Genomic DNA, 18,274 nt, shown 5'->3' on the forward strand with positions numbered 1-18,274 from the left:
TGTCGCCCGGACTTCTTCCGGTTTCAGCCCATCGCGTCGAGCGCTCCGAGCGATTCCGGAAGGGTTTGGCCGCCATCGACAACAATTGACTGACCGGTGATGTAGGCAGCCTCTTCAGATGCGAAGAACAGAGCGGCGTTCGCAATATCCGCCGGCGCGCCAAGACGACGCAACGGAACAGAGGCCGCCATCGCGGCGATATAGTCTGGGCCGTTGTCCTCAAGCCCCTCGGTCATGATATTGCCCGGCATGACCGCATTGATCGTGATGTTCTTCGACGCCAGTTCGATCGCAGCCGTGCGCATGAAACCGAGCTGACCCGCCTTGCTCGCCCCATAATGCGACCAGCCGGGATATCCAGTGATCGGGCCGGTAATTGATGAGGTTATGATGATACGGCCTGAGCCAGCCTTCGTCATTGCTGGCAAAACGGCGGAAACACTGAAAAAGGTGCTTTTAAGATTGGTCGAAATCACCTGGTCGAAGTCGGCTGCCGTCATTTCGCCCAGCTTAGCCGCCGGAAAGATGCCGGCATTGGCGCAGAGGATCGCGACGCCGCCATAGCGGGTTATGGCTGCATCGACCATCGCCCTGCAGCCCTCCTCTGTACTCACATCCGCCGCGAATCCCGAGCCATTGGCTCCGATTTCGGATGCCACCCTGTCGGCGTCGACCTGGCTGCGCGAGACGACGAGGACTTTCAGGCCGGCCTCCCCGAAACGCAATGCTATGCCCTTGCCAATCCCCCGGCTTGCGCCGGTGACAATGACCGTTTTCCCTTGCAGTGACTTCAACATGTTCCACTCACTTTTTTGTTGTAATTTCCACAAATTCCGTGCCGCTGCTGCTTTAATTTGAGGCGTCAGATTAAAACATCGGCACACGACCGGCGCTGCCTGCACAAAACAAATGCACAGTAATATTAGGCGTTTAGCACTCCGTTTTTGCAGACGTCACGTTCGCCTCCGAGTGCTACCGCTCCAATCACCCTCCGCACCTTGAAGCAGAAAATAGATGTTGTAAATCACACATTTTTACGACAAGGTTCCAACATAAGCGATCCACGAGCCACGGAAGCGGCCAAGAAAAAGGAACAATTATAATGAAAATCTCCAGACGCAACATGATGCAGATGATAGGTGCGGCCGCTTTTACCGGCCCAATGGCAAGCGCGACCCGCGCTTTTGCGGGTCGCGAAAAAGAGCTCAATATCCTGTGCTGGGAAGGCTACAATTCCGCACAGGTCCTGGATCCCTTCCGATCCAGCCAGTCAGCGACCGTCAAGGCTGAAAGCCTGACCAACGACCCGACCATGATCAACCGCCTGCGCGCGGGCGAGACCAAAATCTGGGACTTGATCAACGTCAACAATCCCTGGGCCCGAAAGGTGATGGGGCCGGCCGGGCTGATAAAGCCGCTGCCGCGCGCCGAGTTCGAGCCCTATTTCGAGACCATGCTCCCCAACTTCAAGGCGCCTTATCGCTGGGCAATGAGCGACGACGGCAAGGACCTGCTCGGCATGGCGCAGCGCTTCGGGCCCTACAGCTTTGTTATCAACACCGACAAGGTCAGCAAAGCAACAGCGGAGGAACAGGGCTGGGACCTGTTCAACGACGCCTCGATCGCCGGCAAGTACGGCATACAGGAATCCGACGACTGGAACGTCTTCAACATCTTCCTCATCGCCGGAATTGACCCCTTCAGGGAGCATACGGAGGAGGAGTTCAAGGCCTTTGCCGAAACCGCAGAAAAAGTTTTCAAGGGCGCCAAGATGGTCGGGGACATGGCGTCACTCAATCAGGCTCTCGTCTCGGGCGAGATCGACCTTTATATGACCGGTGGCACTTATTCCGTCTCTCCGGCGCGTGCCGACGGCTATGCGAACTTGCGCGCCATTACGCCACTCAAGGGCCCGATGGATGGCAAGGGCGGTATTTCCTGGATCGAGATCACCTCGACGGTCAACAATCCCGAACTTTCGCCACTCGCCCTGGAATTTCTGAAATACGTCCAGGATCCGCACGTCGCCCACACCGTCGCCTTTGCTGAAGGCACATTCAACCCGGTCAGCCAGATGGGCAACCCGAAGTGCTACGAACTCTTCACCAAGGACGAGATGGAAGCCATCCAATGGGACAGCCTCGAGGAGGATATGGCGCGTTCGGCGCAATACGACATCGTGCCTGACTATGACAAGGCACTGGAACTGATGACCGCCGCCAAGCGCCTGCGCGGCTGAGCAAAGCCTGTCCCGACGGAGAACAGAACATGAGCCTTGCGATGATCTCGCCCACCCTATCCGACGTCTTGCCGAAAATCGAGGATCCGATCCATCCAACGCCGAAACCGGTGCTGCAACTTGTCGACGTTCGAAAGATTTTCGGCGATTTTGCCGCGGTAGATGGCATAAGTGTCGATATCAGAGAAGGCGAATTCGTCACCATTGTCGGACCCTCCGGGTCCGGCAAGACCACACTTCTGCGCATGCTGGCCGGCATGGAGTCACCATCAGAAGGCTATATCACGCTGCGCGGCGAAACGATCAATAACGTGCCGTCCGACAGGCGTCCGACATGTCTCGTCTTCCAGTCGCTTGCGCTTTTCCCGCACAAGAGCGTCGGCGAGAACATCGAGTTCCCGCTGAAGGTCCGCAAAATGCCGGCCGCAGAACGCAAAGCGCGCGCTCTCGAACTCATGCGCATGGTGCGCCTGCCTGAGAGTTACTATTCCAAGAACGTGATGCGCTGCTCGGGTGGTGAAAAACAGCGCGTGGCGCTCGCCCGCGCGTTTGCTTATGACCCCGACGTCTTGTTTTTCGACGAACCGCTATCGGCGCTCGACTACAAACTGAAGAAAGTTCTGGAAAAGGAGCTCAAGGACCTGCACCGCGAAAGCGGGAAGACCTTTGTCTACATTACCCATTCGCTCGAGGAAGCCATGGTCATGTCTGATCGCGTCGGGGTAATGAGTCGTGGCCGCCTCGTTCAGATTGGCACACCTGAGGAAATCTACACCAAGCCGGCAACGCGCTTCGTCGCGGAATTTTTTGGTGAGGTGAACAGTTTTGAAGTCAGGCGCGGCCACCAAGGCGTGTGGACGCTCGCCGACGGCAGGCCGATCACTGTAGCCCCGGTAGCACAAACGATTGGCGAGACGGCAACTGTCATCGTTCGGCCCGAAACCATGCGCTTCGTCACCGGCTCCTCGAGCGCTGACAATCTGATCTCCGGCACGATCTACAACGAATATTCTCTCGGCTCGCGCATGCAGTATCAGATTCATTCCGGCGACCGGATCTATCTGGTCGAGGCCGCACGCGCCGCCGCGACCGGCATCACGTCGGGCGACACGGTCACTATCGGCTGGGACGCCCGCGACGCGATCGTGGTGGGAGACTGATATGGTAACCATGACCCATGCTGAAGCGGCCGGTGAACAAAGGCATTTTCCGTCTATCCCTGCAGGACTGCGCGCGGCCGCTCCTGTCACGATCCTGCTGCTGCTTGGCTTTCTGGCACCGCTTCTTACGGTAGCTGCCTATGCCTTCGCCACGCCCAAGAGCTTCGACGTGTTTCGCTCTTTTACCCTCGCCAACTTCACGGTGATCCTTGATCCTTCCAATACCGTTTGGATGTCGTTTGCCTGGTCGATCGCCTATGCCTTTGCGACAGTCATATTGCTTGCGATGATCGCCTATCCCATCGCCTACGGTCTCAATCGCATGTTCGGCAAATGGTCTGGCCTGGTCGGCGTGCTGTTCGTCTTTCCGCTGTTCGTCTCGGAAAACGTACGCCTCTACGGTTGGGTGCTGTTCTTTATCAAGAACGGGGTGCTCGACGGCGGCCTGAAGTGGCTCGGCTTCTCGGGCGGACCCGAGGTACTTTACACACCCGGCGCCATCCTCTTCGGCATGACATATGTCTATCTGCCTTTCATGCTGTTCCCGATGTCGCTTGGCATTGCCATGATCCCCCGGGACCTTGTCGATGCGGCCCGCGACCTTGGGGCTAACAGGCTGACGATCTGGCGTGAGATCGAGCTGCCACTCGCCATGCCCGGTATCCTGATCGGCATGTTGCTAACCTTCGTGCTCGGCGCCGGCGCGATCGCCGAATCCAAGATTCTCGGCGGCCAGTCGGTCATTACCATCGCGCAGGATATCGAGGTTGCTTTCACGTATGCACAGAACTGGCCGCTTGGCTCGGCGCTCGCCCTCCTGCTCGTCGCGATCGTCAGCGGGCTTGCCCTCTACGTTCTGTCCAAGCTCGATCTCGACCGCATTCTGGGAAAGAAGTGAGACATGGAAACCCGCTCGCAAATCCGCGCCCGAGCCTTCGTCAAGGTCTGGACATCCTTTGTCGTCCTTGCCGTTTACCTTCCTATCCTCTGCGGAGCGATGGCCGGCCTGTCCAGGGGACGCTATTTCGGCTTCCCGATTAACGCCTTTTCGACCGAATGGTGGGGCAAGACCCTTGGCTCGCTCGAGACTCAGGCTCTCGTGCAGAACTCCCTCCTGATCGCTTTCATCGTCACGCTTGTCTCCGTGATATTCGCCTTCTTCGGCGCGCTCGCCTTCGCCCGCTACGACTGGAAGGGGCGCAAGCTTTTCCAGAAGGCGATCCTTCTGCCAGTCTTCTTTCCGCAGCCGGTGCTGGGGCTCGCTCTCCTCCTGTGGTTCAACGCGCTTGGCATCAACCCGAGCTGGCAGACGGCCGTTATTGCGCATCTCGTCTGGATCGTTCCGGTGGTCACGCTCGTCATTGCCATCCAGGTCTATTCTTTTGATCCAACACTGGAAGAGGCTGCGCGTGACCTCGGAGCCGGCCGCTGGTTCATTCTGCGCGAGGTGACCCTGCCTATTCTGTGGCCGGGCATCTGGTCCGGCGCGCTCTTCGCGTTCCTGCTTTCCTGGGGCAATTTTCCGTTGTCGCTTTATACAGCCGGCGTCGACTCTACGATCCCGAAATGGCTCTATTCGAAGATGGTCGCCGGGTATTCGCCAATGGTGCCGGCGCTCGGCACGATGAGCACTGTATCGGCTGCCATATTGTTGCTGGCTGGCGGTCTCGCCATCATGCTGGTCCGCCGTCGTCAGGCGGATACATGAGGACGCCTCGATGAACTGGAAAACCGACCGCCGTTCCTTCTACTATCTGGGCGCTCCGGAACCCGACGATCCGACGCTTGAAAAGGGCAAGGTGGCGCTTCTCGTCATCGACATGCAGAACACGTATCTCGATCGCCCAGCTCCCGACACGCTCTCTGGTGATGATCTTGTCCGCTATCACGCTTGGACGCCGTTTCACGAGCGCATGCATGACACCGTCATCCCCAATACCCGGCGTCTCATGGAACGGTTTCGCGCACTCGGCCTCGACGTGTTTTTCGCGCGAATTGCTTGTCTGCGCACCGATGGCCGGGATCGTTCGCTCAGTCAGAAGAAGCCGGGATGGAACAATCTTTTGCTTCCGAAGGATGAGCAAGCTTCGCAGATCCTGTCGAAAATTGCCCCGCAGGACGGCGAGATCGTTGTCACCAAGACCACAGATAGTGCGCTGACGGGCACGAATCTCAGGCTTTTGCTGACCAATATGGGCATCACCCACGTTGTTTGCGCCGGGATTTTTACCGACCAGTGTGTATCTTCCACCGTCCGCAGCCTCGCTGATGAGAGCTTCGACGTCATCGTCGTCGATGACGCGTGTGCAGCAGGCTCCATGGAACTCCACGTCAGTGAACTGACCAGACTGCACATGATCTATGCCAACGTGATGACCACGGAAGAGTTGATCGGCTATCTGCCTCAGGCAGAAGCATGAAACAGTCGGGGACGAACGGTGCCCCGGGCTTGTTCGCCCAGAGTGTTCCTGACACAACTTGGTCGATGAAAGCACTCGAAGCCCTTTATGCCGACAAGAATTCCTCCGTCTCTGCTGCAGTTGAACACGGCGCACTGAGCTGTTCCTCACCCGGCCGAGTTTTGCGCTGGAAAGCCATTGGGAGTGAGGCGCGATGAAAAAACCAAAAAGCGTGCGCCAGTCGCGCATCCTGACTGAACTTAACCAGGCACCGAGCCTGCGCGTTGCTGAACTTGCCCGGCGCCTAGACGTCTCGACAGAGACAATCCGGCGCGATCTGGACGAGATGACCGAACAGGGTCTGCTCAATCGCACCTATGGCGGCGCTGTGCGTTCGCTTTCCACCGAGCCTTCGGTGACCGAGCGCCATGCGCTCTTTGTCGGCGAGCGCGAAAGGATCGCCAAGGCGGCCGTCCAGATACTTAAAGGCGCTCAGGTGCTTATGATCGGCTCGGGCTCGACGACAGTGCACACCGCGCGGCGCGTAGCAGTCGAGATGAAGAACATCACTGTACTCACTCATTCCTTTGGTGTGGCGACCGTGCTTGCCATCAACCCGACAATCAAGGTGGTCATGCTCCCCGGCGACTATCACGCCACCGAGGGCGCGACGGTCGGTGCCTATGCCGTGTCATTCCTCAATTCCTTCTACGCCGATTTCGCCATTCTTGGCGCAAGCGGTCTGGGTCCAGACGGCCCTTCGGACGCCCTCCTGGAGTGTGGCGCGGTCTACAGCGCGATGGTCTCTCGCGCAGCGCGCACCGTCGTGGTCGCCGATCATTCCAAGCACGACCGCCTCTTCCCCGCGCGCTATGCCGCTTGGCGGGACATCACGCACGTCGTTACCGATAAGGCGCTGGGCGAAGATTTGACAGAAAGCCTGGACAACAACGACGTGAAACTGACCATTTGTTGAAAGCTGCCTGAAAATCGGAGGGACCAATGATCAGCGAGACGACCTCAGCAGGCAAAAAACGCGCGCGTGACTTCGGTATTGCCTTCGACGGCACGCCCGGCCCACTCAACGCCATCACCGACATCGCCGGTATCCATGTCGGCTTTTCGACGATCAGTGAAGAGACACCCCGCCCCGGTCGCAGGTTGCCGGTGCGTACCGGCGTGACGGCGATACTGCCGCACGCCGCAGCGGGCGAACCAGTACCGGTATTCGCTGGCATTCATCGTTTCAATGGCAATGGTGAGATGACGGGATCTCACTGGATCGAGGACGGGGGCTACTTTGTCGGGCCTGTCCTGATTACCAACACGCACAGCGTAGGTATCGCCCATCAAAGCGCCGTGCGATGGATGATTGACCGATTTGCATCGACCTACGAGGGAGACGACCACCTATGGATCATGCCCGTGGTGGCAGAAACCTATGACGGCATGCTCAATGACATCAACGGCCAACACGTCGCGGTCGAGCACGTCCTGGAGGCGTTGAACGCTGCCAGAAGCGGTCCGGTCGCTGAGGGCAATGTCGGCGGCGGCACGGGCATGATTGCTTACGGTTTCAAGGGCGGCACGGGCACTGCCTCGCGCCTGATCGCAATTGACGACAAGGAGTTCACCGTCGCGGCGTTGGTGCAGGCCAATCACGGCCAGCGGGACTGGCTGACAATTGGCGGCCTACCCGTTGGAAAACTGCTGCAACAAGAAAACCCGGGGCTGTCCGAACGAGGCTCGATCATCGTTGTGATTGCCACGGACCTGCCACTTGCGCCGCACCAGCTGCGGAAGCTGGCGCGGCGCGGCGCGATAGGCATCGGCCGCAACGGCACAGTCGGCGGCAATAGTTCCGGCGACATTTTTCTCGCTTTTTCGACGGCCAATCCACACCCGACGCGCCATAAGGCCGGACCGTTGTTGAGCATCGACATGGTCAATGACGATGTGCTTGATCCGGTCTATCAGGCCGTGGTGCAGAGCGTGGAAGAGGCGGTGATCAATGCGATGGTCGCCGCGGAAACAACAGGTGGCACACCCCACGATCGATACCGCATCGAGGCAATAGACGCCGACGCGGTTGCCAGACTTCTGGCTCAGCGTTCACCCCGTTGATCCCATCGCGCCGCTTCCGTTCCGCCCGCTGGAAGCGCAGATGCAGTTTTGAACATGCGGCGACGGATGTTATCGCCTTAACACAGGCTAAGCCAAAACACGCCGGGAAAAACCAAAGCGGTGGAAGCAAACGCCGCGAGCGCTGCCGCATGAGAGATTACCGAAAGGATATCGCTCCCCAACTTTTGATTGCTCCGCAATTTCCTCATCCACAGCACAAGCAGGAAAAGCGATAAGCCGAACAGAGCAAGCAGTACGGATCGAAGGATCGAAACACCGGCCCAGGAGCGCGTATCCCACCCCCAGGCACAGCCGACGAATTGCACAGCATATAATGTGAGAAAGCACAGGGCCCAGGTGATGAAGGGCCCAGCAAGACTGAAGCCTGTTCGGTAGCGCATCTCAGCCTCCCTCCGTTAATGACCGTAGTGTCTGCAGGAAAAGAAACGATATGCCTGTCGCGAAAAGCAAGTGAACATGCCAGAGGGTGCCTATGCGAAGGTCGTTTCGGCGACGGTCCGAGACGTAGCCATTCGACAGACGCCAACACCCGAATGCCACAAGGATCAGGCCGACAAATCCGTGCAAAAGGAGATAAACGTTGACCGCAGTCGAAACGCCGTGGATTGCATGGCTTACCGCCGTATATTCCTCCCGCAGCACCATTGCACCACAGACGATCGCCGCCACGTAGGCAATCGTGCTGATGATCGACATCGTCACAGCCGCTCTCAGATGTCTCGCCAGTGTGCCAAAGATGGTGGCTACAGCGGCGCTCAACAGGAAAACCGTCTGCAGTGATATCGACTGCGGCCAGACGATCTTTTCGCCACCAGCGGAAATCCAGAGGAAAAGCCCGCCGAAAAGCAATGAGGAAAAAAGCGTCGTGTCCGCAATCAGGGCAAGTTTCACCGCCATGACGGACGGAGCATCGGCGCATTCGTAATGAAGCGGAAAACGTTCTTCTCCACGCGCGACGACGGGTCCGCGTTCCTGTCTGGCATCATCGTTCGGCGTCCACGCCAGGAAGAGCAAAGCAATAATGATGAGAGCGAAAACCGCCACCGGATACGCCTTGAGAAGCAATGCGATGAAAAAGGCGGCCGTGGACATGGCAGTCAGCAAAGGAAGAAAGCTTGGCCCTGGCAACACGACGATCTGCAGCGGCGCACCGGTTACGGCATCCGTCCCCATGGTCTCCATTTTCCTGGATCTCACAAAGCCGAGGTACCCTTTACCCGCGGCGAGCGTCGCCGCGATCCGGTTGATCGGAAGGCTGTCCGCTCTAGCAGTCACTTCCGGCTGTGACGCAAAGGCATAGGCCGCTGGCGGGGTCGGCATGGCCCATTCAAGGGTACCGGCATCCCACGGATTGCGCCTGAAAGCGCGCCCGTAGCGAAACAGCAGCGCGAAGTCCAGCACCACAAGCATGAAGCCCGCGGCCATTATGAAGCTGCCAATTGAGGAGAGAAGATTGAGCCACTCCCAGGGGGAAGCCTCTGGATAGGAAAAAACACGCCTCGGCATGCCCAGCAGCCCGGTCAGGTGCATCATGAAGAATGTGAGATTGAAGCCGATGAAGATCATCCAGAACGCGGCCCTGGAAAGGTGCTGGACGGGCTGGCGCCCGCTGATATGCGGCACCCAGTAATAAAGCCCGGCGAGCATGGGAAAGAGAAATCCCCCGACCAGGACATAATGAAGATGCGCCACCACAAAATGTGTATCATGCGCCTGCTGATCGAAGGGTACCATGGCCAGCATGACGCCGGTCAGGCCGCCGATGACGAACACGCAGAAAAACCCGAGGATGTGGAGCATGGGAACGCTCATCGTCGGCTTGCCGCTTGCGATGGTTCCAAGCCAGGCGAATATCTGGATCGCTGTCGGGATGGTGACAAGCGCGCTCGCGGCAGAAAAAAACGACAGCGCCACATGGGGGATGCCCACCGTGTACATGTGGTGCACCCACAGTCCGAAGGACAGGAAAGCCATGGCGATCAACGCCGCAACGATGATGTTGTAACCAATCAGGCGCGTTCCTGCCAGAACGGGGATAATTGTCGACAGGGCTCCGGCCGCCGGCAGAAAGATGATGTAGACCTCGGGGTGGCCGAACAGCCAAAAGAGGTGTTGCCACAGAAGCGGGCTACCGCCGCGTTGCGGGTCAAAAAACGGGATATCGAAGGCCCGTTCAGCCTCCAGCAATATCGAACCGAGGATCAGCGGCGGAAAACCGATCAGCATCATCGCGGCGACAACGAGCATGTACCAGGCGAAGACCGGCATCCTGTCGAGGGACATGCCGGGTGCACGCAACCTCAGGATCGTCACGATGATTTCGATCGCCGCGCTGATAGCGGAAATCTCCACGAAGGTAATGCCAAGAAGCCAGATGTCGGCATTGATCCCGGGACTGTATTGCGATGACGACAGCGGCGTGTACATGAACCAGCCCCCCGCAGGCGCAGCCCCGCCAATAAGGGCGAAAATCAGCATTCCGCCGCCGAAGAGGTAACACCAGTAGCCATAGGCGGACAGGCGGGGAAAAGCGAGGTCCCTGGCGCCGATGAGCTTCGGCAAGACGTAGATCGAAAGTCCTTCAAAAAAAGGAATTGCGAACAGAAACATCATGATCGTGCCGTGCATCGTGAAGACCTGCGCATATTGCTCGGCATCCATGAAGGCGTTTGATGACGTGGCCAGTTGTGTCCGGATGAGCATGCCCAGGAACCCGCCGATGGCAAAGAAAACAAGCGCGGTCACCATGAAGCGTTTGCCTATGACGGTATGGTTGACCGCTGCGAGACGCCGAAATCCGGTGCCCGAACTCCAGACCTCATTGAGTTCCCGGTGAAGCCTTAATGACGAGTGTTTCTTCGGTGTGCGCACATCATTCATCAGCGTTGTCCCAAACCCCCGATCACCTTTGAAAACTCGCTCTCCGTGTGAGCAACAACGCGGAAACTCATGCCGGCATGGCCGGTACCGCAATATTCCGCGCAGATGCCGCCGAAGGTGCCGGTCCGATCCGCCGTGAGGGCAATCTTGTTGGAAAGTCCGGGAATGGCGTCGATCTTTCCGCCAAGCCTTGGAACCCAGAAGCTGTGAATGACATCGTCACTGGTGACCTCTACAATGACATCACGGCCCACCGGCATATGCATCACGTCGGAAATGCGGACTTCTCCGGTCGGTGTTTCGTAAGCAAACTCCCATTTCCACATGCGTGAAACCGCATATATGCGAAGCGGATCGCTCCCGGACTGTGGCAGCAGGGATTCTCCTTGCATGAATGAAAAAGCCACCAGGGCCGTCAGGATCGGTATGGGGAACCCGATTCCGCCGCCGACCAGCCAATGGTGCGTTTTCACCCGAGCAAGGGAAGCCGGGCTGAAAAAGACCAACGCCAACAGAACGGCAATCAGCATGAAGATTGCGCAGGCGCCGCCCAACATTACCCACCACAGCAGCGCGACCTTGCGACTGGCCGGGCCTGCCGGCGCCAGTGTCGAGAGGTCACCGGAGCAAGCGGAAACCAGCAAAAGCAGCGGAATGAACGCTATGAAACGGAACCCCGCACTTCTCCCGTGGGTTAGCGGTCGAAAAGGAACTATCAGATGGAAAAAAGCGACGCACCCAACCCGGTCATCTCCAAGGTGGAGGAGAAGACGACCGACTCCGCAATCGCCGTTGCCGGCCATCCACTGCACGCAATGACCGTTCATTTCCCTATTGCCCTTGTCATCACGACATTGGCTTGCGACCTCCTTTATTGGTGGTCCGCAGACGAGTTCTGGGTTCGCGCCGGTGTCTGGGCATCGGGAGGCGCTTTTTTCAGCGGCGTCGCAGCCGGCATCATCGGCACGGCGGAACTGCTTCTTGTCGCGGGAATTCGCGCCCGGGTTGCCAGCTGGGCGCACGGTGTGGCCGCAATAGCGCTGATCTCCGTGGCAGGCGCCAATTGGGGAGGGCGGACATTCGGCATGATCGAGATTTTGCCGCATGGGCTCGGCCTGTCCCTCCTTGCTTCGGTCCTTACTGCGCTCGCGGGCTGGCACGGCGGAAAGCTGATATTCGATCACGGCATCGGCCTCATGGTGTCTCCCAAGGAATGAGGGGGGCGATGTTACGCTTTAGTGCCCCAGGCTCATGGAACCAGTCAGGCAGCAGTGCGGGTATCTCCGGTTTTGCGAGCGCCAGATAGACGATGCCAAGGGCTATGATGCTGGTGAACGCCGTGACGACAATGAAACGCCACACGGGATAGATCTCGCCGTCATTAAAGAGACGGAGAATGACCAAGCCCGTAAGCACGTGTAGAAACACAAGAATAGCCACAAGGGCGAGCTTTGCGCCGAACCATGATAAATATGTGGATTGCAGGAAAATAAGCGTGGTTCCGGACGCGACCGCAAAAAAAGCGGCAGGCGACAATACCTTTACATAGGAAAACCGCACGATCTTTTGCAGGCGGAAACGATCGTCATCGTTTTGGACATGCGCACGTTGCACGTAGAGACCGGGAAGACTGACAAGGCCTGCGATCCAGACGGAGATCGCTAAAAAATGGACAAACTTGAAGAGCGCGATCATTCCACCCCCCGCCATGCACTCATGTGCAGCATGGTCCGGACGGAGGAAATCGCAACGACGAGATAGGGGACAAGACCGAATGTCCACATGATGAGGCCCGAAAGCTGCTGATCTTCGAGCGCTGTCATTCCATAAGACTCGGTCGTGAGCAGATGCTCTGCAAAAAGCGGATAAGGAGCAAATGTAAGGATGGCTGCGAGGAAGCCCATCTGCGCCATCGTTGCAAGTGCGAGCGCAATTCTCCTTCCCGGTCCGGCAGAGACGAGCATCGTCCTCCATAGCCAGACAGCGGTTACAATCAAGGCGAGCTGCATGCCCCAGTAAGCAAGGGAGTTTGAAAGCGCGAATGAATAACCCGGCGGCAGATGCCAGGCCCAATAGACGATGGTATGCGCGAGAAACGGAATTTCCGGCAGGGCTGGGAGCCGCCAGGGTAAGCGCGGCAGGCGTCCTTCAAGGTTTAGCGCAAGCAATGGCGCAAGGACGGCGATCAATATGAAATGATGGAAAACCCGTGCGGAGAAAAGGGCCGTCGTCAGCGCACAAAGCGGCGATACGAACGCAACGACAAGAATGCAGATTATGGCGGCACGCTGCAAGAAGGCCCCCTGTCGGGTCGCTGTCCCAAACAGCAGAACGGTTGCGAGCGCTATCATCGCGATGAGAACCGGATCGAGGTTCCATGCATATGCAAGGTCGGTGAAATCAGGTGCTGGTCCGCAGTACGGAACAGTTGTTTCGCTCAAAGTCTCGAGCCCCCATGTCAATTCTACCCCTCACCCAACTCCGCTTGCGGAGATGCGTTCCCCTCTTTGCTCACGATCGGGACAACAACCCGTGATCAATGTGAAGGAACGATGACGCACGCCCGTGGTTCACCATCAGGCCGGGACGCGAGGAAGGAGGAAACAATGCCAATCGTTACGGGACTTTTTGAAGACGAAGAAGGCGCCAAGCGCGCCGTCCAATATCTGGAGAACATCGGCGTGGATCGCCGCATCATTAAGGTCAAAACCTACGATCAGGGATCGGAGGAAAACGCCGGCCATACCCCGGAAAATGTTGACAAAGGCGGAATTGAGCAGGGCTTGATTGTCCGCGCCGACGTTTCACAACAGTATCTGGTGAGGGCGTCGGAAGCCTTCCTCAATCTGGCAAGGAAGAAACAGCCGTGACGGGGAACTCATTTTGTCCCATCTTTACCGGAACGTCGCCGCCGCAAGTTTCGGAAGCATGAACCGGAAGGCGATGCTGCGGGCGCCCTGAAACAAGAGAAGCGAAATCCACAGGCCGTCATTGCCATAAAGCGGCTGCAGGACTGCCCAGGCGGCGAAATAGATGATCAGGGATGCCACCATGAGGTTGCGCATTTGCCGAGACCAGGTGGACCCGATATAGACGCCGTCCATCTGAAACGCGATGATGCCGACAACCGGCAAAACCACCACGTAAATCAGGTAGGTATCGGCCAGTCTCGCAACGGCGTCGGAGGGCGCTGTCAGCGCAATCACCCAATCCCCGGCGGCCAGGAAGGCCAAGGAAACCAGCGCTGCAAAAATCAGGCCCCAGAATGTCGTCAGCTTGATCGTGCGGTCAAAGGCCGGCCGATAACGTGCACCGACAGCGCGGCCGGCAAGCTGTTCCGCCGCCGTAGCGACACCGTCAAGGAAGGCGACCCCGAAGAAATAAAAACGCAGCAGAATGGTGTTGGCGGCAAGCACGTCGATCCCGAGGAAGCCGCTCTGGCGTGTGAAGAAGGACAGGCCGATCAGCAATGCGAACGAGCGGATCATCATGTCGCCGTTGACCGCAAAGGATCGTCTGATCGCCGGTATATCAGGAAGCCGCCAGGAGGAGCGATCGGTCTTGGCCAGGATCAAAGCTGCGCCTGCCACCGCGGTCACGGCTTCTGCAACCAAAGTGGCGATAGCAACACCTTCCACTCCCCAGCCGAGCCCTATGACCCAATGAACGCTGAGGGCGGCATTCAGGCCATTCAGCAGCGTCTGGAGGATCATGCTCCACATGGCCTCACCGCGGCCAATGAGCCAGCCGAAGGCGACAAAATTGAAGAGAACGAAGGGGGCCGACCAGATTCGCCAGTGGAAATAGGTCGAGGCGGCTTCGGCGACAATCCCGTTCGCGCCCATAACGCTCATGCCGAGCGCACCGATCGGGCCCTGGAGCAGCAGCAACAACAGACCGGCCACCAGTGCGATGATGAGGCCGCTCAGCAACATGCGCTGTTCACCTACCCGGTCGCCGGCACCCATTGCCTGTGCCGTAAAACCGGTGGTGGCACCGCGCAGAAAATTGAAGGTCACGAAGATAACATCGAAGATCACGGAGGCCAGCGCCACCCCGCCCACCAGCGCCTCGTTTCGCATATGCGCGATGACGCCCGTCGCCACAAGACCCACAAGCGGGGTCGACAGATAGGCGATCATCATTGGTATCGCGATTTTAAGGACATCGCGATGCGCGACGCCGAACGGGCGGACAGCTGCCTCGGTCCCAGTGATTGCCGTTGCCTTCACTTATTCTTTCCGATGTGGTTCACCCAACGTATGCATCAGCCGGTTCGCCCAGCCGAAGATGGCGATGGAATGGATGAGGTCGAGAATTTCAAGATCATCCAGACCGATTTCCCGCAAGTGATAAAATTGGTAGACCCCCACATTGTCTGGATGGGCGGTCAGATCGACACCGAAATTGAACAGCGCCTGCTCGAAATCAGGAAGGTCCGCATCCAGCCCGTTCTTGTATATTTCGTCCACGACCTCGGGCCGTTTCTCCAGCTGGATATAGCGGTTGGCGTGAACAGCGGCGCAGTAAATGCAGTGATTGACGAAGGACGCCGCCAGCGCGCCGATCTCGCGCCCACCGCGTGACAATCCGCCTTCACTATACATGATATCGTTGAAGAGCGGGGTGCGCTCGTTCAGCGCCTCCGCCTCGTTAGCGAGCACGAGGACATAGGCCGATACCTTGGTATTGGAAGGGGTGACCTTCAGGGCCGACAATTGCTCGGGGGTCGCGTTTGCAAGGTCCACAGGCTGGACGTAAGGATGCCAGTCAAGCGCATCGAGGGTGAATTCATGGACGGGCTGTGACATATCAATTGTCCCTCATCATCTTGAGGCCGGCAACGACCAGCACCTGATAATTCACATAGGCAATCAGGCCGGCGAGCGTGACGATATCGCGGTCGTCGAGACCAACGGCATAGAGTTTCTCAATGTTTTCCCGGGTCGCGTTCTTCGGCGTAAGGGTCACGAGATCGACGTGGTTCAGGATGGCTTGCAGGCGGGAATCCGCGTGCTGAAGGACCGATGACGGATCAGCGACTGATGCGTGGTCGGAGCCTCCCTCCTCCTCGGCAAGCCGCTCGATGTAGTGCGCATGGAGTTCTTTCGCCTTCCACAAAGCGGACATACGCGCGGCAAGTGCCGCCCGCAGGGCGTAGGAAAAGTTGCGTGGCTCTGCCGGCCGCAAAGCTGCAAGATAGCTGGTCTGCGTCAGGTGTTTGAGCTTAGAGCGCCGCTCGCGGAGTTTCAGCAGATCGGAGCTTTCATCAAGGCCGAGGACGCGGTCGATCACGTCTTCTGGAGGTGTAGCTGTCATTGTTTTTTCAATCCTCGGAAAGAGCGTCATCCAGGAAGGTCAGGCGGTCCTGCCCCCAGTAGAGCGTGTCGCGGTAAATCCAGGTGGGGGTTCCAAAGACACCACGCGCCTGTGCTTCGGCGTGGCTGTCATGCCAGGCCGCCATGATCTCGGGCGTGTCTTCGAGCGCACGCAGCGCACGACCATCAAGACCCAGGCCGTTTGCCACGGCGATGCGAACGTCCGGATCGGTCACGTCCTGCTCCTCCGCCCACAGTGCCCGCAGAAGCGCATGACTGAGTTCCAGTGCAGGCAAACCCTGCCTGTCGGCCGCAATCACCATGCGCGCGGCAAACTCGTTGTTGGTGGGATAATATCTGGGCTTCAGCACCAACGGCATACTGAGACGCTTGCGCCAGCGCTCCAGTTCGACGGCGTGGTAGTCCTGCCGCGGCTGCGGTCTGGAACGAAGTGGAACACCACCGTTTTCGGTGACGATGCGGGTAGGGCGGACGACGATATCAAGATTGTGCTTTTCAATCAGCGCCTTGAACTGTGGCCAGCCCAGATAGGCCCAGGGCGAACTGAGCGCATGGTAATAATAAACGGTTTTTCTGCTCATCGCCTTAACCTCAGGCTGTCTTCTGCATGGTGGGGTCGGCATCCGCATCGGTCCATTCGGACCCATCGAGTTCGGGCTTTTCGTAAGCCTTCAGCGCCTCCCAGTGATGATCGATGTCGGCGATGAACAGCGAAGCGGCGATACCTCGCGCGAGCCAGAGCGCACCTTCGCTGATGGCCGGAATATCGCCGCTGACTTTGCCCAGACTGACCGATGAACCGTAATTGAAACAATGTATCTGCTGCAGCCAAGGGGCGGTACCTGGCTCTTTCTCGGTGAAAGAGAAGTCGTCTTGCAGCCAGGGGAATCGCCCGAGCCCAGGGTTTTCCTCACCTGGTGGCGGCGTGTAGCGGTCGTCCCAGCAGGCGATCTGCCCGTTGAACATTTCGAGTTCGGGACGACTGACGGGGTCGATTGAGAATCCCGTTCCCAAAATCACGAAATCGGTCCGAAAAACGCGGCCGTTGATTGTGGTGATGACGACTTCGCCGGCCTCTTCCTTCATCGATTGGATACCGCAGTCGAAATGGAAATAGGCGTTGGGATGTCGGCTCACCCTCAGCGTTGAATTGTGTGGCGCGGGGGTCTGCTGCTTGACGGAATAATCCATGAGACGCCAGCGCCACTCAGGGTCAATTTTCGCGAAGCCGGCGGTGACACCGTATGATCCGATGCCCATCAACTTATTGATCGTCGGCATTGTCTTGCGTCTGGCAAGAAGACGCACCTCACCGGCCCCCTGCTCGAGCGCTTCCGCTGCATTGTCCACAGCGGACGCCCCTACCCCGATGACAACGACGCGTTTTCCCTTCAGACGCTGAAAATCAATCATGTCGGCGGAATGCGCCCAACTGACGTGACGTTGCATGCCCCTCACAAAATCCGGGATCGTCGGTTCTCCAAGGCCATCGCGCCCTGTTGCCATCACCAGTTTCCGGGTGATGATCGGGTGAGCCTTCCCGCCCTCGATCTCAAGCTCCAGAAGCCCATCGGACCGTGGTATGACGCGGGTGACGTGGATGTTGTTTTCAACCGGGATTTCCATCACCTGCCGGTACCAGCTCAGATATTCCATCCACATCGGTCGCGGGATGCGGAAGAGTTCTTCCCAGGCCTCTTCGCCAAAGCGGGCGGTGTACCAAGCCCTGAAGGTGAGCGATGCCATACCGAGCGCTGGCCCGAGCAGGTTCTTGGGCGAGCGCAGGGTTTCCATGCGCGCGTAAGTCACCCAGGGCCCCTCTTCACCTTTTGCGGCGCGGTCCACAATCCGGATATTGGCGATCCCTGCCCTTGTCAGGGCATGCCAGGCGACGAGGCCGCACATGCCGCCACCGATGATCACGACATCGCTGGCAAGCTGACCGTCTGAGGTCGAGACCGGTTTCGACCAGTTTGCTGCGGGATAATTGAGGTAGGACAAATCCTGCCTCACCCGGGCGTTGAGCGCAGCTAGTCTCTGCTGCTCGGTCCGGTCTTGCTGTTCTAAAGTCATCAGGTGATCTCCTGAAATTCACTGTTGCCCATCGGCACC

General features: G+C 58.3%; 19 protein-coding genes. 9 read left to right on the plus strand and 10 right to left on the minus strand.

Annotated elements, in window-relative coordinates:
* Window positions 1-23: 23 nt before the first annotated feature.
* Window positions 24-797: a 3-oxoacyl-ACP reductase FabG gene (fabG, locus tag K7A42_RS25720; protein WP_282456146.1), complete on the minus strand. Its 774-nt coding sequence runs from the start codon at window positions 795-797 to the stop codon at window positions 24-26.
* Window positions 798-1,099: 302 nt separating this feature from the next.
* Between fabG and K7A42_RS25725 the strand changes: the two genes are divergently transcribed.
* From K7A42_RS25725 to K7A42_RS25755, 7 genes are all read left to right on the plus strand, one after another.
* Window positions 1,100-2,239 (plus strand): ABC transporter substrate-binding protein, encoded by a 1,140-nt coding sequence (locus K7A42_RS25725; RefSeq protein WP_322784328.1) that lies wholly within the window; start codon window positions 1,100-1,102, stop codon window positions 2,237-2,239.
* A 29-nt stretch (window positions 2,240-2,268) separates the two neighbouring features.
* Window positions 2,269-3,399, plus strand: a complete 1,131-nt coding sequence (locus K7A42_RS25730) for an ABC transporter ATP-binding protein (protein ID WP_282456132.1) — start codon at window positions 2,269-2,271, stop codon at window positions 3,397-3,399.
* Window position 3,400: 1 nt separating this feature from the next.
* Entirely contained in the window at window positions 3,401-4,297 is an 897-nt protein-coding gene (locus K7A42_RS25735) for an ABC transporter permease (protein WP_077985848.1), read from the plus strand.
* 3 nt (window positions 4,298-4,300) lie between these two features.
* Entirely contained in the window at window positions 4,301-5,107 is an 807-nt protein-coding gene (locus tag K7A42_RS25740) for an ABC transporter permease (protein WP_282456133.1), read from the plus strand.
* Between the two features lie 10 nt (window positions 5,108-5,117).
* Entirely contained in the window at window positions 5,118-5,819 is a 702-nt protein-coding gene (locus K7A42_RS25745; RefSeq protein WP_060942248.1) for a cysteine hydrolase family protein, read from the plus strand.
* A 193-nt stretch (window positions 5,820-6,012) separates the two neighbouring features.
* A complete protein-coding gene (locus K7A42_RS25750) occupies window positions 6,013-6,774 on the plus strand; it encodes a DeoR/GlpR family DNA-binding transcription regulator (RefSeq protein WP_004445980.1) in 762 nt (253 codons plus the stop codon).
* Window positions 6,775-6,800: 26 nt separating this feature from the next.
* Entirely contained in the window at window positions 6,801-7,922 is a 1,122-nt protein-coding gene (locus tag K7A42_RS25755) for a P1 family peptidase (RefSeq protein ID WP_282456134.1), read from the plus strand.
* Window positions 7,923-8,324: 402 nt separating this feature from the next.
* Here the strand turns inward: K7A42_RS25755 and ctaD are convergent, their stop codons facing one another.
* Together ctaD and coxB are read right to left on the minus strand one after the other, a co-directional pair.
* On the minus strand, window positions 8,325-10,823 hold the full coding sequence (gene ctaD, locus K7A42_RS25760; protein WP_282456135.1) for a cytochrome c oxidase subunit I: 2,499 nt from the start codon (window positions 10,821-10,823) through the stop codon (window positions 8,325-8,327).
* Entirely contained in the window at window positions 10,823-11,467 is a 645-nt protein-coding gene (coxB, locus tag K7A42_RS25765) for a cytochrome c oxidase subunit II (protein ID WP_282456136.1), read from the minus strand. Before coxB ends, ctaD begins: the two co-directional genes overlap by 1 nt.
* 75 nt (window positions 11,468-11,542) lie before the next feature.
* On the opposite strand from coxB, the gene K7A42_RS25770 reads away from it, so the two are divergent.
* Window positions 11,543-12,040: a DUF2231 domain-containing protein gene (locus tag K7A42_RS25770; RefSeq protein ID WP_004445991.1), complete on the plus strand. Its 498-nt coding sequence runs from the start codon at window positions 11,543-11,545 to the stop codon at window positions 12,038-12,040.
* Here the strand turns inward: K7A42_RS25770 and K7A42_RS25775 are convergent.
* Window positions 12,018-12,518, minus strand: coding sequence for a CopD family protein (locus K7A42_RS25775; RefSeq protein WP_044459357.1), 501 nt, complete (start codon window positions 12,516-12,518; stop codon window positions 12,018-12,020). The two genes, K7A42_RS25770 and K7A42_RS25775, sit on opposite strands and share 23 nt — an antisense overlap.
* Complete coding sequence (locus K7A42_RS25780) at window positions 12,515-13,264, minus strand: cytochrome c oxidase assembly protein (RefSeq protein WP_282456137.1); 750 nt, start codon at window positions 13,262-13,264, stop codon at window positions 12,515-12,517. Before K7A42_RS25780 ends, K7A42_RS25775 begins: the two co-directional genes overlap by 4 nt.
* A gap of 111 nt (window positions 13,265-13,375) precedes the next feature.
* Between K7A42_RS25780 and K7A42_RS25785 the strand changes: the two genes are divergently transcribed.
* Window positions 13,376-13,693 (plus strand): hypothetical protein, encoded by a 318-nt coding sequence (locus K7A42_RS25785; RefSeq protein WP_282456138.1) that lies wholly within the window; start codon window positions 13,376-13,378, stop codon window positions 13,691-13,693.
* 24 nt (window positions 13,694-13,717) lie between these two features.
* Here the strand turns inward: K7A42_RS25785 and K7A42_RS25790 are convergent, their stop codons facing one another.
* Genes K7A42_RS25790 through K7A42_RS25810 form a run of 5 tightly spaced genes read right to left on the minus strand, consistent with a single transcriptional unit; the run spans window position 13,718 to window position 18,235 of the window.
* The gene (locus K7A42_RS25790; protein WP_006697836.1) at window positions 13,718-15,055 is read right to left on the minus strand and encodes an MATE family efflux transporter; all 1,338 of its coding nucleotides are present in this window, start codon (window positions 15,053-15,055) and stop codon (window positions 13,718-13,720) included.
* Window positions 15,056-15,634: a peroxidase-related enzyme gene (locus tag K7A42_RS25795; RefSeq protein WP_004445999.1), complete on the minus strand. Its 579-nt coding sequence runs from the start codon at window positions 15,632-15,634 to the stop codon at window positions 15,056-15,058.
* Window position 15,635: 1 nt separating this feature from the next.
* Window positions 15,636-16,142, minus strand: coding sequence for a CMD domain-containing protein (locus tag K7A42_RS25800; RefSeq protein ID WP_004446001.1), 507 nt, complete (start codon window positions 16,140-16,142; stop codon window positions 15,636-15,638).
* Window positions 16,143-16,149: 7 nt separating this feature from the next.
* Entirely contained in the window at window positions 16,150-16,743 is a 594-nt protein-coding gene (locus K7A42_RS25805) for a 2-hydroxychromene-2-carboxylate isomerase (protein ID WP_112556306.1), read from the minus strand.
* Between the two features lie 10 nt (window positions 16,744-16,753).
* The gene (locus K7A42_RS25810; protein WP_112556308.1) at window positions 16,754-18,235 is read right to left on the minus strand and encodes an NAD(P)-binding domain-containing protein; all 1,482 of its coding nucleotides are present in this window, start codon (window positions 18,233-18,235) and stop codon (window positions 16,754-16,756) included.
* Between the last annotated feature and the right edge of the window lie 39 nt (window positions 18,236-18,274).

The organism is Agrobacterium sp. InxBP2, from assembly GCF_026191755.1.
GTDB classification, from domain to species: Bacteria; Pseudomonadota; Alphaproteobacteria; order Rhizobiales; family Rhizobiaceae; genus Agrobacterium; species Agrobacterium pusense.

Coding starts and splice junctions, on each gene's coding strand:
- ctaD (WP_282456135.1), bottom strand. CDS start 10,823: ATGAATGATGTGCGCACACCGAAGAAACACTCGTCATTAAGGCTTCAC.
- K7A42_RS25805 (WP_112556306.1), bottom strand. CDS start 16,743: ATGAGCAGAAAAACCGTTTATTATTACCATGCGCTCAGTTCGCCCTGG.
- K7A42_RS25785 (WP_282456138.1), top strand. CDS start 13,376: ATGACGCACGCCCGTGGTTCACCATCAGGCCGGGACGCGAGGAAGGAG.
- K7A42_RS25735 (WP_077985848.1), top strand. CDS start 3,401: ATGGTAACCATGACCCATGCTGAAGCGGCCGGTGAACAAAGGCATTTT.
- K7A42_RS25730 (WP_282456132.1), top strand. CDS start 2,269: ATGAGCCTTGCGATGATCTCGCCCACCCTATCCGACGTCTTGCCGAAA.
- K7A42_RS25750 (WP_004445980.1), top strand. CDS start 6,013: ATGAAAAAACCAAAAAGCGTGCGCCAGTCGCGCATCCTGACTGAACTT.
- K7A42_RS25800 (WP_004446001.1), bottom strand. CDS start 16,142: ATGACAGCTACACCTCCAGAAGACGTGATCGACCGCGTCCTCGGCCTT.
- fabG (WP_282456146.1), bottom strand. CDS start 797: ATGTTGAAGTCACTGCAAGGGAAAACGGTCATTGTCACCGGCGCAAGC.
- K7A42_RS25745 (WP_060942248.1), top strand. CDS start 5,118: ATGAACTGGAAAACCGACCGCCGTTCCTTCTACTATCTGGGCGCTCCG.
- K7A42_RS25795 (WP_004445999.1), bottom strand. CDS start 15,634: ATGTCACAGCCCGTCCATGAATTCACCCTCGATGCGCTTGACTGGCAT.
- K7A42_RS25775 (WP_044459357.1), bottom strand. CDS start 12,518: ATGATCGCGCTCTTCAAGTTTGTCCATTTTTTAGCGATCTCCGTCTGG.
- K7A42_RS25755 (WP_282456134.1), top strand. CDS start 6,801: ATGATCAGCGAGACGACCTCAGCAGGCAAAAAACGCGCGCGTGACTTC.
- K7A42_RS25770 (WP_004445991.1), top strand. CDS start 11,543: ATGGAAAAAAGCGACGCACCCAACCCGGTCATCTCCAAGGTGGAGGAG.
- K7A42_RS25740 (WP_282456133.1), top strand. CDS start 4,301: ATGGAAACCCGCTCGCAAATCCGCGCCCGAGCCTTCGTCAAGGTCTGG.
- K7A42_RS25810 (WP_112556308.1), bottom strand. CDS start 18,235: ATGACTTTAGAACAGCAAGACCGGACCGAGCAGCAGAGACTAGCTGCG.